The 13,987-nt window shown below is 66.2% G+C and carries 12 protein-coding genes and 1 riboswitch; of the genes, 10 read left to right on the top strand and 2 right to left on the bottom strand.

Going from position 1 to position 13,987, the window contains the following annotated elements; translation table 11 throughout:
• Positions 1–30: 30 nt before the first annotated feature.
• The 4 genes from HCZ87_RS16220 (at position 31) to glpD (ending at position 4,587) form a co-directional block, all read left to right on the top strand.
• Positions 31–1,047, top strand: a complete 1,017-nt coding sequence (locus HCZ87_RS16220; protein ID WP_167645358.1) for an imelysin family protein — start codon at positions 31–33, stop codon at positions 1,045–1,047.
• 13 nt (positions 1,048–1,060) lie between these two features.
• The gene (locus tag HCZ87_RS16215; protein WP_167645356.1) at positions 1,061–2,116 is read left to right on the top strand and encodes a DUF1513 domain-containing protein; all 1,056 of its coding nucleotides are present in this window, start codon (positions 1,061–1,063) and stop codon (positions 2,114–2,116) included.
• A 79-nt stretch (positions 2,117–2,195) separates the two neighbouring features.
• Entirely contained in the window at positions 2,196–2,990 is a 795-nt protein-coding gene (locus HCZ87_RS16210) for a DeoR/GlpR family DNA-binding transcription regulator (RefSeq protein ID WP_167645354.1), read from the top strand.
• On the top strand, positions 2,983–4,587 hold the full coding sequence (gene glpD / locus HCZ87_RS16205) for a glycerol-3-phosphate dehydrogenase (protein ID WP_167645352.1): 1,605 nt from the start codon (positions 2,983–2,985) through the stop codon (positions 4,585–4,587). The genes HCZ87_RS16210 and glpD overlap by 8 nt, the downstream gene beginning before the upstream one ends.
• A 164-nt stretch (positions 4,588–4,751) precedes the next feature.
• On the opposite strand, the gene HCZ87_RS16200 is transcribed toward glpD, so the two are convergent.
• Together HCZ87_RS16200 and cobO are read right to left on the bottom strand one after the other, a co-directional pair.
• Positions 4,752–5,525: an ABC transporter substrate-binding protein gene (locus HCZ87_RS16200; RefSeq protein ID WP_167645350.1), complete on the bottom strand. Its 774-nt coding sequence runs from the start codon at positions 5,523–5,525 to the stop codon at positions 4,752–4,754.
• A 148-nt stretch (positions 5,526–5,673) separates the two neighbouring features.
• The gene (gene cobO / locus HCZ87_RS16195) at positions 5,674–6,309 is read right to left on the bottom strand and encodes a cob(I)yrinic acid a,c-diamide adenosyltransferase (RefSeq protein WP_167645360.1); all 636 of its coding nucleotides are present in this window, start codon (positions 6,307–6,309) and stop codon (positions 5,674–5,676) included.
• A 64-nt stretch (positions 6,310–6,373) separates the two neighbouring features.
• A riboswitch (cobalamin riboswitch) is annotated at positions 6,374–6,593 on the top strand.
• Positions 6,594–6,699: 106 nt separating this feature from the next.
• Between cobO and HCZ87_RS16190 the strand changes: the two genes are divergently transcribed.
• The 6 genes from HCZ87_RS16190 to cobI all read left to right on the top strand — a co-directional run.
• Positions 6,700–7,176 carry a DUF1636 domain-containing protein gene (locus HCZ87_RS16190; RefSeq protein ID WP_167645348.1) on the top strand — a complete coding sequence of 159 codons (477 nt, stop codon included), beginning with the start codon at positions 6,700–6,702 and terminating at the stop codon, positions 7,174–7,176.
• A 17-nt stretch (positions 7,177–7,193) separates the two neighbouring features.
• Positions 7,194–8,228, top strand: a complete 1,035-nt coding sequence (gene cobW, locus HCZ87_RS16185; RefSeq protein WP_167645346.1) for a cobalamin biosynthesis protein CobW — start codon at positions 7,194–7,196, stop codon at positions 8,226–8,228.
• A gap of 153 nt (positions 8,229–8,381) precedes the next feature.
• Positions 8,382–11,627, top strand: a complete 3,246-nt coding sequence (gene cobN / locus HCZ87_RS16180; protein ID WP_167645344.1) for a cobaltochelatase subunit CobN — start codon at positions 8,382–8,384, stop codon at positions 11,625–11,627.
• Positions 11,624–12,793, top strand: a complete 1,170-nt coding sequence (cobG, locus tag HCZ87_RS16175) for a precorrin-3B synthase (RefSeq protein ID WP_167645342.1) — start codon at positions 11,624–11,626, stop codon at positions 12,791–12,793. Before cobN ends, cobG begins: the two co-directional genes overlap by 4 nt.
• Position 12,794: 1 nt before the next feature.
• Positions 12,795–13,424 carry a precorrin-8X methylmutase gene (locus HCZ87_RS16170; RefSeq protein WP_167645340.1) on the top strand — a complete coding sequence of 210 codons (630 nt, stop codon included), beginning with the start codon at positions 12,795–12,797 and terminating at the stop codon, positions 13,422–13,424.
• Between the two features lie 5 nt (positions 13,425–13,429).
• Positions 13,430–13,987, top strand: a 558-nt coding sequence (gene cobI, locus HCZ87_RS16165; RefSeq protein WP_167645338.1) for a precorrin-2 C(20)-methyltransferase, incomplete at its 3' end; no start/stop codon positions are given.

Genomic DNA, 13,987 nt, shown 5'->3' with positions numbered 1-13,987 from the left:
CGCCCTTCTTTCATTTCTGGAGTCCCTATGATGTCGATCCTTTCCCGCCTCGCCGCCACGAGCTGCGCCTGGCTGGCCCTCACCGGCCTCGCCCATGCGGACGCGCTGACAGATGCTGTCATTGATCAGCACATTCTGCCCACCTATCAGGACTTCGCCGACAAGACCGCCGCCTTTGATCACCTGGCCCAGAGCGATTGCGCGCTGGACTCCGCCCCGCTGCACGCCGCCTGGGGCGCGGCGCTGGATGCCTGGGTCGCCGCCAGCCATCTGCGGTTTGGCCCCTCGGAGGCAGACAATCGCGCCTTTGCCATCGCCTTCTGGCCCGACAGCCGCTCCCGCACCCCAAAAGCGCTGCGCGACCTGCTCTCGGATCAGGATCCTGTGGTGAACAGCCCCGAAGAGTTCGCCGGTGCCTCTGTCGCGGTGCGCGGCTTTTATGCGCTGGAATACCTGTTCTTTGATCCCGCCTATGCCGATGTCGCGACGCCCGCCTATAACTGCGCCCTGGTGCAGGCGGTGGCCCATGATCTGGCGCGGAACGCAGAGGGCATCCTCAGCGATTGGCAAAGCAGCTACGCCGAGGCCATGCGCCAGCCCGAGAGCCGCTATCACAGCGATGAGGAGGTCCATCAGGAGCTGTTCAAAGCCTTCAACACCGGCATCGAAATCCTCGCCGACTCGCGCTTGGGTCGTCCCCTGGGCACCTTCGACCACCCCCGGCCCAACCGCGCCGAGGCCCGCCGCTCCGGTCGCTCGCTGCGCCACGTCGAGATCCAGTTGCAGGCCCTGCGTCAGCTCGCCCTGCTGCTGGCGGCGGGCGACGATGCCCTGACCCAACGGCTGACCCTGGCCTTTGACAAGGCCGACCACCACGCGGAAGCGCTCGCGGATGATCCGACCTTTGCCGGTGTCAGCGACCCGCAGGAACGCTTTCGCATTGAGGCCCTCCAGCAGGACGTGCGCGATATCAAGGCGATCGCCGCCACTGAAATCGGCCCCAAACTGGGGGTCGATGCCGGCTTCAACGCCCTTGATGGCGACTAGGAAGGATCACACCATGCACTCCAGACGCGGATTTATCGCCGGGCTGATGGCCAGCAGCGTCGCGCCCAAGGCCAGCTGGGCCGATGCGGGCGCCCCGGCCTATCTCTCGGCCGGCAAGGACGAGCTTGGCCTCTTTGTCATTGCCGGTCTTTCGGCCAGCGGCGCGGTGCTGTTTCGCCATCCGCTGCCCGACCGTGGCCATGCCGCCAGCGCCCATCCGACCCGGCCCGAGGCCGTCGCCTTTGCCCGCCGCCCCGGGCGTTTTGCCGATGTGATCGACTGCCGCAGCGGCGCGCAGCTGGCGCGGCTGGAGCCCCCCGAGGGGCATCATTTCTATGGGCACGGGGTGTTCTCGCCCGATGCCAGCACGCTCTATACCACTGAAAACGCCTATGATCTTGGCGAAGGCCGGATCGGTGTCTGGGACGCCCGCGACTATCGCCGCATTGGCGCGTTCTCCTCCGGCGGTATTGGCCCGCATGAGATCCGCCTGCGTCGCGACGCGCCCGGGCTGGTGATCGCCAATGGCGGGATCGAGACCCACCCGGACACCGGCCGGACCAAGCTCAACCTGCCCTTCATGCGCCCCAACCTCAGCTACCTGAGCCTCACCGGCGCGCTGGAGGATCAGATGGAGCTGCCCTCCGACCTGCATCTGAACTCGATCCGCCATATCGCGGTGCGCAGCGACGGCACCGTGGGATTTGCGATGCAATGGCAGGGCGATCTGGGCGAGATGGTCCCCATTGTCGGCCTGCACCGCCCCGGCAGCGCACCGCGCCTCATGGCCGAGGGCGATCCCCGCCTGCGCAACCTCAACGGCTATGGCGGCTCGATTGCCTTTTCCGGCGATGAGACCCAGGTCGCCGTGACCTCGCCGCGCGGCGGTGTGGTGCATGTCATGGACTGCGCCAGCGCCGCCTTGAGCGCCGAATACCCGCTCAGCGCCTCGCGCGCGGCGGGACAGGCGGCCCTGCCCTCCACCGCCGCGCCAAAGCGCGCCCGGCGATGGCATCGACATTCTGCGCGCTGTGCGCGGGCGTCGGGGCGCGCTCACGTTTTCGTTTAAACGTTACAATACCCAAAAACGAAAACTACCGATGACAAATCGCGCGACATGGCCTATATATCCGCGCAAAGGAAAGCCCATGGACGCAACAGACCGCCAAAACGAAATCCTGAACCTGCTGAACACGCAGGACCGTGTCGAGGTAGAAGACCTCGCGCGCCGCTTTGGTGTCTCTTTGCAGACGGTGCGCACCGACCTGCGCGACCTCTCCGCGCGCGGGCAGCTCAGCCGGGTGCATGGCGGCGCGGTACGGATCGCCTCCGCCGCCAATCGCGGCTATGCGGAGCGGCGCAGCCTGAACGCCGATGGCAAACGGGCGATGGCCGCGATGGCGGCGGAACTGATCCCGGAAAACTGCTCCATCGCGCTCAATATCGGCACCTCGACCGAACAGGTTGCGCGGGCGCTCTCAGGCCACAGCGGGCTGACGGTCCTCTCGAACAATATCAACATTATCAATATGATGATGGAGAGCGACACGCGAGAGCTGATCCTCGTGGGCGGCAGCATCCGGCAAAGCGACGGCGCCGTGATCGGCGAGGAGGCGGTGGAGTTCATCAACCGCTACAAGGTCGATTACGCGGTGATTGGCGCCTCCGCGATGGATGCGGACGGGGCCATTCTTGACCATGACGCCCGCGAAGTCTCGGTCGCCCGCGCCATCCTGCGGAACGCCCGCACCCGCGTCCTGATCTGCGACAGCAGCAAATTTGACCGCTCCGCCCCGGTGCGCATCTGCGCCCTGGCGGAGCTGGATTTTGTCATCACCGACCGCCCCGTCCCAGCGGAGTTCGCCGAGGCCGCAGCCGCCTCCGGCACCCGAATCCTTGTCTCGGGCGGCGTGCAGGAAAACGAAAGCAGCGAAAATGACTGACACCTCCCACGCCTCCGCAAACGACAGCGCCCTCACCGATCTCTTTATCATCGGCGGCGGCATCAATGGCTGCGGCATCGCCCGCGACGCCGCCGGTCGCGGCCTCTCGGTCACCCTGGCCGAGATGAGCGACCTCGCCGCCGCCACCTCCTCCTCCTCCACCAAGCTGTTTCACGGCGGGCTGCGCTATCTGGAGTATTTCGAATTCCGCCTGGTGCGCGAGGCGCTGATCGAACGCGAAGTGCTGCTGAAGGCGATGCCGCATATCTCCTGGCCGATGCGTTTTGTGCTGCCGTTTCACAAGGATATGCGGTTCGACAACACCACGCCGACGTCAAAGCTTCTGACCACCTTCATGCCCTGGATGAAGGGCCGCCGCCCCGCCTGGCTCATCCGGCTTGGCCTTTTTATGTATGACACGCTCGGCAAACGCGGCATCCTGCCCGGCACCACCACGGTGGACCTGACCCGGGATGAGGCGGGCAAGCCGCTCCAGCCCAAATTCAGGAAAGCCTTTGAATACTCCGATTGCTGGGTCGAGGATGCACGGCTTGTGGTGCTCAATGCCCGCGACGCCGCCCAGCGCGGCGCCGAGATCCTGACCCGCACCAAAGTGGTCGGCGCCACCCGCCACGCCGACCACTGGGAGATCCGGCTCAAGGACCTCGTCACCGGACAAGAGAGCCTGCGCCGCGCGAAAATGCTGGTCAATGCCGCCGGCCCCTGGGTCGCGGATGTGCTGCGCCAGACCCTGCGCCAGAACAGCCGCGAAACCGTGCGGCTGGTGCGCGGCAGCCATATCGTGGTGCCAAAGCTCTATGACCACGACCGCTGCTATTTCTTCCAGGGCCAGGACGGGCGCATCATCTTTGCCATCCCCTATGAGGAGGATTTTACCCTCATCGGCACCACCGATGCGGACCACACGGACCCCGAAACCGCGCCCCGCTGCACCAAGGAAGAACAGGACTATCTGGTCCGCTTTGCCTCGCAGTATTTCAAGCAGCCCATCAGCCGCGATCAGATCGTCTGGACCTATTCCGGCGTGCGGCCGCTTTATGATGACGGGGCCAGCTCCGCCACCGCGGCGACGCGGGAATATGTGCTGACGCTGGATCAGACACAGGCGCCGTTGTTGAACGTGTTTGGCGGCAAGATCACCACCTATCGCAAACTGGCGGAGGCGGCGCTGGCCAAGATCAAACAGGCCTTCCCCGCCCTGCCCGATGACTGGACCGCAGGCGTGGCCCTGCCCGGCGGCGATTTTGCGGTGGGCGACGTGCAGGCGCTGCGCGAAAAACTCGCGGCGGAGTATCCCTTCCTCACGCCCTATGCCGTGCGCCGCCTGATCCGCGCTTATGGCACCGAGGCCTGGCAGGTGCTGGGCGAAGCCAGGAGCGAGGCCGACCTGGGTCAGAGCTTTGGGGCCACCATCACCGCGCGCGAGCTGGACTGGGCCATCAGCCGCGAATGGGTGCGCAGCGGCGAGGATTACCTCTGGCGGCGCACCAAGCTCGGCCTGCGTCTGACCGAGCCCGAGCGCGCGGCGGTGGAAGACTACATCCGCAATCAGCTTGCGGCGCATCCCGGCGCCTGATGAGCCGCCGCCACCCCAGGCATCGTTGCGAGCACACAAGAGCTATGCGCTCGCCCGCCTCGCAACGCCCATAAAAAGTATCAACATTGCTGACAGGTTGTTTCGCATGCGAAACATTAGGTCAGCAATCTTGACCTAGATGACATGCGCCGTCGCCGTGGCGATCACAGATCCGGCGCACCGTCCATGGCATTGTACTTCTTCAGGATTTCATCCATCCGCCCGGACTCCGCCAGCGCATGCACCCCCGCCGTATAGGCAGCGGCAAGACGCGCCGAGGCCGCTTCGTCCGCCGGGCTGAACACAAGGTAGATCGGCTCCGATGCCAGACATCCGGCAGTGCGGAACTCAGCGACCTCCATCCCCAGATCGCCCAGCGAGTAAAAGGTCGCGACCGGATCCATAAGCACACTGTCGATGCGTCCGGCCTTGAGTTTTTTCATATTGAGCTGGATGCTATCATCGCTATTGACGACCTGCACCGCATTTGTTCCCTCATTTTCCGCCATGTATTCCTCGATTCCCGGGAAGGAGAGGCCGCTCATGGTACCGATAGTCACCCCATCCAGGGTTTCGACCCCGCCGTAGGTCCAGTCGCTATCGGCACGGGTGATAAAGCAGAACTGCTGTTTCGACACCGGTGCCTCGGGAAAGATAAAATCCGGCGCTTCGGCGCGGGCCGCCGCCAGCGTTCCATCAGTGGAGCCACTGCGCGTATCGCCTAGCGCGCGCTTCCAGGGCCGTGCGACAAATTCGACTGCAACCCCCTGATTGGCCAGGGCTTCCTCGGTGAGCTCAACGGTGAAGCCGCGGTCGGCGTCCTGGGTGCACATATAGGGGCAGAAATCGGTATAGGTGATCTTGATCGGCTCTTCGGCCTGGGCGGCAAAGGGGGCGCAGGCCAGGGCCACACCACTTAGGATTGCAGCAGTTTTCATTGTACTCGATCTCCTTCACAACGCAGAATACGCCTCCGTTTATCGAATACATACATTTCAGCCCTATTAATGCGCGCAGCCGCGTCGCGAATTTCCGCCCAAAGCCAGAACTGTCAGACCGAACATACAGGCGCAATGCGGCCCGAGCCTAGAACTCCACGCCCTTTTGGGCCTTGATGCCGGCGCGGAAGGGATGCTTGATCTGGGTCATCTCGGTCACCAGATCGGCGATCTCGATCAGCTCGTCCTTGGCGTTGCGCCCGGTCAGCACCACATGGGTCATGGGCGGCTTTTGCTCCACCAGGAACTCCAGCACCTCGGCGAGATCGAGATACTCATAGCGCAGCGCGATGTTGATCTCGTCCAGCAGCACCATGGTGTTGCGCTCGTCCAGGATCATCTCCTTGGCCTTCTCCCAGCCCTTGCGCGCCGCCGCGATGTCGCGGGCCTTGTCCTGGGTTTCCCAGGTAAAGCCCTCGCCCATGGCGTAGAACTGGCAAAGATCCGCGAAATTCTCCTCGATCAGCGTGCGTTCGCCGGTGGACCAGGCGCCCTTGATGAACTGCACCACCGCCGAGGGCATGCCATGGGCGATACAGCGCATGATCATGCCGAATCCTGAGGAGGATTTGCCCTTGCCGGGGCCGGTGTGCACGATGATCAAACCTTTTTCGCCATCCTTGGTCTGCATCATCCTGTCCCGCGCAGCCTTCTTTTTCGCCATTTTGGAGGCATGCCGTGCCGCTTCCTCCTCGGAGATGTCGCTTTCGGGATTCTTGCTGATCTGGTCGCTCACGGGGCTCACTCCTGCTGTCTGGACCCATGTCTTGACAAAGACTGCCCCCATGGCGCAAGGAAATTCCGTTGGTTCCCGATGGCACATGTTGTCGGGCGAAGAGGGAATACGTCAGGGCTGGAAACGGCCTGGAGCGCAGCCGCCCCCGCGACCGTGACCGGAGAGGTCCCCGACACCACTGGCCATCAGCGCCGGGAAGGTGGGAGGACCGTCAGAGCGCCCAGTTCTGGCATCCGCAAGCCGGGAGACCTGCCAACGGACGACGTTAACCGGCGGACGGGGTGAGCCGCGACCGGTTGAGGGCCAATGCCTGCAAAGGGCAGCAGCCCCTGCTGGCCCTCGCCATTCCGCCCCAAACAAGGTGAGGAGTCGCGCCGCATGGCTGACACCAGGGACCAGTCCGCAGATCCGGTTGTCGTGACCGTCTGCACCACCTGCCGCCCCGAGGGCGCAGACCCCGAGGCGATCCGCCCGGGCCGCATCCTCGCCGAGCGGCTGCTTGGCGCAGAGCTGCCCGAGGGGGTTCAGATCCGCGGTGTCGAATGCCTTTCGGCCTGTTCGCGCAGCTGTGCGCTGCATCTGTCAGGCGGCGCGGAGCGCTGGAGCTATGTCTACGGCGATCTTGATCCCGATACCCATCTCGACGAAATCCTCGCCGGCGTCAGCGCCTATAGCGAGACCAGCGATGGCTTTGTGCCCTGGCGCCAGCGCCCGGTGGTGTTTCGCAAGCAATCCATCGCCCGCATCCCGCCGGTTTCCATGCCCAGCGTGGAGCTGACCGCCGCCAGCGCCCCGCCCCCGGCGGCGGCGGCCGATACATCCCCAGAGACACCCGCCGTTCCGGCGCAGGATTGACCCGAAAGGCCGACCCCATGAGCACCCTGAACAAGATCCCCGTCACCGTCATCACCGGCTTTCTCGGCGCTGGCAAAACCACGCTGATCCGCCACCTGATGCAAAACCCGCAGGGCAAGCGCCTCGCGGTTCTGGTCAATGAATTCGGCACCGCAGGCGTGGACGGCGATATCCTGAAATCCTGCGCCGATGAGAACTGCCCGGCGGAAAACATTATGGAGCTGGCCAACGGCTGCATCTGCTGCACCGTCGCGGATGACTTCATTCCCACCATCGAACAGATCATGGCCCTGCCCGAGGCTCCCGATCACATCGTCATTGAGACCTCTGGCCTAGCGCTGCCAAAACCGCTGCTGAAGGCCTTTGACTGGCCCGCGATCCGCTCGCGCATCACCGTTGACGGCGTGATTGCGCTCGCCGATGCCGAGGCCGTGGCCAAGGGCCAGTTCGCCCCCGATCTGGACGCGGTGCAGGCCCAGCGCGAGGCGGATGACAGCATCGACCACGAAACGCCGCTCTCCGAGGTCTTTGAGGATCAGATCTCCTGCGCCGATATCGTGCTGCTGTCCAAGGCCGATCTGGCCGGTGAAGCAGGCGTCGAGAAGGCCCGCGCAGTGATCGAGGCCGAGGCCCCGCGCAAGCTGCCGATCCTGCCGATGACTGAAGGCGTGATTGATCCGCGCGTGATCCTGGGTCTGGAAGCCGCCGCCGAGGATGATCTCGACGCGCGCCCCAGCCACCACGACGGCCACCACGATCACGAGCATGACGACTTCGAGAGCATCGTGGTCGAGCTGGGCGAAGTCGCCGATCCCGAAGCGCTGCAAGACCGCATCATCAAGATGGCCCGCGCCCGCAACATCCTGCGCGTCAAAGGCTATGTCGCCGTTGAAGGCAAGCCGATGCGGATGCTGGTGCAGGCGGTCGGCGAACGGCTGCGGGCGCAATACGACCAGCCCTGGGGCACCCAGGCGCGCAAGACCCAGCTGGTGGTCATCGCCGAGCATGACGATATCGACGAAGCCGGCATCCGCGCCGATCTGGCGGGCTGACGCTTCATTAAAAAAGGGCGCCGACCTCACCTTTACAGGTCTCGCCCGGCGGCACCGCCGGGCAGCGCCCGACCCTCCCCACGGGAGGGCGCTTCGCACCCACCCAGGGTCAGGCGCTGCCCTCCCTGATCTGACAAGAGCGAAACAAACGCCATGCATGTCGTCTTCCGCGAGAGCCACGGGCTCGGAGAAACCGATACCCCCTATGACGTCGGACAAACCCCCGGCGATCTGGTGGTGCTGTCGTTTTCCGACAGCGATCTCGGCGCCTTCTCGGCGGGCTGGCACCGGGCGGCGGGCAAGCTGCCCAGCACCCGGCTTGCCAATCTGGTGGCGCTGAAGCATCCGCTCTCGGTCGATGTCTACGCCGAACAAACGCTGGAGGGCGCCAAGGGCGTGCTTGTGCGGCTGATCGGTGGCGAAAGCTACTGGTCCTATGGCCTTGCGACGCTGCAAGACATGGCGCGGCGCAAGGGCATCGCGCTGGCGGTGCTGCCCGCAGATGGTCAGGACGACCCGCGCCTGGATGAGCTTTCCACCCTGCCGACCTCCACCCTGCGCCGCCTGCAGGCGCTCTGTGACGCGGGCGGTGCGGTGGCCGCACAGGCGGCGCTGGCGCAGCTGGCGCTTGCCGCCGGGCTTTATGCCGGGCCGGTGATCGGCAAGAAAACCGTGCCCGATTATGGCTTTTACGACCCCGATGCGGGTGTCCTTGCCGATCTGCCCGGGACCGATAAACCGCTGGTTTTGGTGAGCTTTTACCGCTCCTATCTGACCTCTGCCGACACCGCGCCAGTGGATGCGCTGATCAAAGATCTGCGCGCGCGCGGCTATGCCGCCTATGGCGCCTTTGCCACCAGCCTCAAGGCACCCGAGGTGGTGCGCTGGCTGCACGACGCCCTGCCCGCGCTGGCCCCGGCGGCGATCATCAACGCCACCGCCTTTTCCGCCCAGGGCCGCGATGGCAGCGCCTCGCCGCTCAGCCTGACGGGCTGTCCGGTGTTTCAGGTCGCGCTCTCCACCGCCCGGCGCAAGGATTGGGATCTGGCCGACCGGGGGCTCTCGCCTGCGGACCTCGCCATGCATGTGGTGCTGCCCGAGGTGGACGGGCGGCTCTTTGCCGGGGTGATCAGCTTCAAATCCCCGAGCAAGCGCGACCCGGATCTGCAATACTCCCGTTTCGTGCATCGCGCCGATGCCGAGCGCATCTCCGCCGCGCTCGATCGGATCGAAGCGCATCTGCGCCTCGCCCGCATGGATGCGTCGGACAAGCGGCTGGCGCTGGTGCTCTCGACCTATCCGGGGCGCGATTACAACCTCGCCCATGCGGTGGGGCTGGACGCGCTGGCCTCGACCGAGGCCATCCTCGCCGCGCTGGCCGATCAGGGCTATGACGTCAGCCCCGAGAATAACCTTGGCGCGCGGCTGACGGTTGAGACACTGAGCTGGCCGCTCACGGACTACCGCGCCGCGCTCAACACCCTGCCCGAGACGCTACGCCATAGCCTCAGCGCCGCCTGGGGCGCGCCCGAGGATGACCCGGCGATCCACGACGGCGCGGTCCACTTCCGCGCCCTGCGCGCGGGCAAGGCGCTGATCGCCCTGCAACCGGAACGCGGCGATGTCACCAGCCGCGAGGACGACTATCACGACCTCGACCGCACGCCCCGGCACGGCTATGTCGCCTTCTACCTCTGGCTGCGCGGCCAGGTTGATGCGCTGGTGCATGTGGGCGCCCATGGCACGCTGGAATGGCTGCCGGGCAAGGCCGTGGCGCTTTCCGGCCACTGCTGGCCCGAGGCGCTGGCGGGTGATCTGCCGGTGATCTACCCCTTTATCGTCAACGACCCCGGCGAGGCCGCCCAGGCCAAGCGCCGCATCGGCGCGGTGACCATCGGCCATATGCCGCCGCCGCTGGCGCAGACCACCCTGCCCGAGGGCATGGGGCGGCTCGAAAGCCTGCTGGATGAATATTCCACCGCCGACGGGCTGGACCCCGGCCGCCGCGACCGGCTGATTGCCGACATCCGCGCCGAGGCGCAGGCCAGCGGCGTCGAGGCCGATCTCGACATCCCCGCCGAGGCTTCGGCGGCGGAGGCGATCACCCGCATCGACCGCTTTGTCTGCGACATCAAGGAAAGCCAATATGGCGAGGGGCTGCATATCTTTGGCAGCGGCGATCATGGCGCGGCGGAGATGGCGGGCCTCTGCCAGGCGCTCTCGGGGCGATTGATCGCGCCCGGCCCCTCCGGCTCGCCCTATCGCGGGCGCTCGGATGTGATGCCGACCGGGCGCAACCTCTTTACCACCGACCCGCGGGCGGTGCCGTCGCGGGCGGCGCAGGCGCAGGGGGTCAAACTGGCGGAAGAGCTGCTGCGCCGCCATCTTCAGGATCACGGCGACTGGCCCAGGGGGCTGGTGGTGGATCTCTGGGGCTCGGCCACCATGCGCACGGCGGGCGAGGAGTTCGCCATGGCGCTGCATCTGGCGGGGCTTGCGCCGCTCTGGGACGAAGGCTCCGAGCGGGTTTCGGGCTTTGAGATCATCCCGCTGGCGCTTTTGGGTCGTCCGCGCATTGATGTGACCCTGCGGGTTTCCGGCCTGTTTCGCGATGTCTTCCCGGGTCTCGCGCAGATGTTCGAGAGTGCCGCCGCCGCGCTTTCGGCGCGCGAGGAAAGTGCGCAGGACAATCCCTACCTCACCGAGACCCCGCGCGTCTTTGGCCCAAGGCCCGGCCAATACGGGCTCAATATGACCGCCCATCTGGATGACTATTCCGAAGAGGCCCGCGCCGCCGCAGGCGAAGCCTGGCTTGCCGCCTCCTCTCATGCCATCGACGCCAGGGGCGAGATCCACGAGGCCCGCGCCGCACTGGAGGACCGACTGAACACTGCCGATAGTTTCGTGCATTTACAGGACCTTGCTGAGACCGACGTGCTGGTGGCCTCGGATTATGCCGCCCATGAGGCGGGCTTTGCCGCCGCGATGAAACGGCTGGGACAGGACGCCCCGGCGCTCTATCATATGGATGCCACCCGCCTCGGCACCCCGCAGGCGCGCAGCCTGCAAGAGGAGATCGCCCGCGTCACCCGCGCCCGCGCCGCCGATCCCAACTGGGCCAGCGCCATGATGAACCACGGCTTTCGCGGCGCCGCCGAGATTGCCGCGACGCTGGATCACATGGCCGCCTTTGCGCATCTGGCGCAGGTGGTGCCCGCGCATCTCTTTGACCTTTATTTCGAGGCCACCCTGGGACGCGAGGATCTGGTCGACTTCATGCAGGCCGAAAACCCCGCCGCGCTGAACGCCATGCGGGATCGTTTTAACGCGCTGCGCGAGGCGGGGCTTTGGGTGACGCGGCGCAACTCCATCCTCGCCACGCTGGAGGGCGCCGCATGACGGCTGCCGCCTCCGATCCCAAGGTCTATGGCTGGTGCCCCGGCGCGCTGCGTCCGATGATGTCGGGCGACGGGCTGGTGGTGCGCATCCGCGCGCCGCTGGGGCGGCTCAGCCCGGATCAGGCCCGCGCGGTGGCGGATCTGTCGAGCCGTTTTGGCAATGGTTTGCTGGATGTCTCCGCCCGCGCCAACCTGCAAATGCGCGGCGTCGCCGCCGAGGATCATGGCGCGCTGATTGCCGCGCTCACCGCGCTGGGGCTGGTGGATCGCGACGCTGGGGCCGAGGCCCGCCGCAATGTGCTGCTCGCGCCCTTCTGGACCTCTGGCGACGACAGCCACCGCATCGCCAGCGCCCTCTCCGCCGCGCTGGTGGCCGCCAGCGATCTGCCCTTGCCGGGCAAGTTCGGCTTTGCGGTGGATGCAGGCCCCGCGCCGGTCTTGCAGGAAATCGCCGCCGATATTCGCATCGAACGCGGCGCGGAGGGGGGGCTGAGCCTGCGCGCCGATGGCGCAGAAGTGGCGCTGCCGGTCAGCGCGGATGCTGCCGTCAAGGAAGCCCTGGCGCTGGCCCGCTGGTTCCTCGACCAGGGCGGCGCGCCCGAGGGTCGTGGACGGATGCAGCGTCTGATTGCGCGCCGCGGTGCACCCGACTCGCATGGCGCAACTGTCGCAAAAGGCGCCCCGCCGCCCCTGCCCGGCCTCACCAATGAGGGCCAGCTGGTGGCGCTGGAATTTGGCCAGATCCCGGCCCAGAGCTTTGCCGCGCTGGCGGGCTTTGGCCCCCTGCGCCTCACCCCCTGGCGCATGCTGCTGGTCGAGGGCGCGCGCGACATTGCCGCCCTGCCCGGTCTGATCCTGGACGCAACAGATCCGCGCCTGCAAGTGACCGCCTGCACCGGCGCACCCGGGTGCCTGCAGGCGCATTCGGCGACCCGCGATCTGGCCCGCGATCTGGCCCCGCATCTGCCGCCCAACACCCGGTTGCATGTCTCCGGCTGTGCCAAGGGCTGCGCCCATCCCGGCCCCTGCGCCCTGACCCTGACCGCCACCGGACCGGATCACTTCGACCTCATTCGCAACGGGCCCGCCGACGCGCGCCCTGCCCTCACCTCCCTCAGCGCCGCCCAATTGCGTGCCGCCCCCGATCTCCTGACGAAAGCCCCCTGACATGCTGCACACCTATGAAACCGACGGCGCCAAGATCTACGCCGAGAGCTTTGCCACCATCCGCCGCGAGGCCGACCTCGCCCGGTTCAGCAAGGACGAGGAGGTCGTTGCCGTCCGCATGATTCACGCCGCTGGCATGGTGGGGCTGGAAGAGCACATCCGTTTCTCCGATGGCATGGCCGAGACCGCCCGCGCCGCGCTTGCGCAAGGCGCGCCGATCCTCTGTGACGCCTATATGGTCTCCGAAGGCATCACCCGCCCGCGCCTGCCCGCCGGGAACGAGGTGATCTGCACCCTGCGCGACCCCAAGGTGCCGGAAATGGCGCGCGAGATGGGCAACACCCGCTCCGCCGCCGCGCTGGAGCTCTGGCGGCCCAGGCTCGCAGGCGCCGTGGTTGCCATCGGCAATGCCCCCACTGCGCTGTTTCATCTGCTGAACATGCTCAAGGACCCCGACTGCCCGCGCCCCGCCGCCATCATCGGCTGCCCGGTTGGCTTTGTCGGCGCGATGGAGAGCAAGGACGCGCTGATGCAGGATCTGCCAGTGCCCTCGATGATCGTCAAAGGTCGCCTTGGCGGCTCTGCCATCACGGTCGCCGCGGTCAACGCGCTGGCCTCCTGGAAGGAATGACCGCCATGACCGCCCCCAGCCCAACAGGCAAAGTGATCTGCGCCGGCCTCGGCCCCGGTGATCCCGAGCTGATGAGCGTCAAGAGCTGGCGCGCGCTGCAATCCGCCAGCCATGTGGCCTATTTCCGCAAGGCAGGCCGCGCAGGTCAGGCCCGCGCCATTGTCGAGGGCATCCTGCCCGAGGGTGTCACAGAGTACCCGATGGAATATCCGCTCACCACCGAGATCCATTTCTCCGACCCCGAGTACAACCGCCAGCTTGGCGCATTCTACGACCAATGGGCCGACACGCTGGCCGAGATCGCCGCGCGCGACACCGTGGTGGTTCTGTGTGAGGGCGATCCCTTCCTCTATGGCTCCTTCATGCATCTGCACACGCGGCTTGAGGGCCGCGCGACCGTCGAGATCATCCCCGGCATCACCGGCATGTCCGGCTGCTGGACCGCGACCGGGCAACCGATCACCTGGGGCGATGACGTGCTGACGGTGGCGATGGCGACCCTCTCTGAAGAAGAGCTGACCAGGCGCATCTCAGAAACCGACGCGCTGGTGGGGATGAAGATC

The organism is Phaeobacter sp. HF9A, assembly GCF_011806385.1.
Lineage (GTDB): Bacteria > Pseudomonadota > Alphaproteobacteria > Rhodobacterales > Rhodobacteraceae > Epibacterium.
Note: the sequence above shows the minus strand (reverse complement) of the source record. Positions and strands in the feature narration are given on the sequence as shown.

Bases quoted from the DNA above. Each gene is read 5' to 3' on its own strand.
- HCZ87_RS16220 (WP_167645358.1), top strand. From the start codon at position 31: ATGTCGATCCTTTCCCGCCTCGCCGCCACGAGCTGCGCCTGGCTGGCC.
- HCZ87_RS16215 (WP_167645356.1), top strand. From the start codon at position 1,061: ATGCACTCCAGACGCGGATTTATCGCCGGGCTGATGGCCAGCAGCGTC.
- HCZ87_RS16210 (WP_167645354.1), top strand. From the start codon at position 2,196: ATGGACGCAACAGACCGCCAAAACGAAATCCTGAACCTGCTGAACACG.
- glpD (WP_167645352.1), top strand. From the start codon at position 2,983: ATGACTGACACCTCCCACGCCTCCGCAAACGACAGCGCCCTCACCGAT.
- HCZ87_RS16200 (WP_167645350.1), bottom strand. From the start codon at position 5,525: ATGAAAACTGCTGCAATCCTAAGTGGTGTGGCCCTGGCCTGCGCCCCC.
- HCZ87_RS16190 (WP_167645348.1), top strand. From the start codon at position 6,700: ATGGCTGACACCAGGGACCAGTCCGCAGATCCGGTTGTCGTGACCGTC.
- cobW (WP_167645346.1), top strand. From the start codon at position 7,194: ATGAGCACCCTGAACAAGATCCCCGTCACCGTCATCACCGGCTTTCTC.
- cobN (WP_167645344.1), top strand. From the start codon at position 8,382: ATGCATGTCGTCTTCCGCGAGAGCCACGGGCTCGGAGAAACCGATACC.
- cobG (WP_167645342.1), top strand. From the start codon at position 11,624: ATGACGGCTGCCGCCTCCGATCCCAAGGTCTATGGCTGGTGCCCCGGC.
- HCZ87_RS16170 (WP_167645340.1), top strand. From the start codon at position 12,795: ATGCTGCACACCTATGAAACCGACGGCGCCAAGATCTACGCCGAGAGC.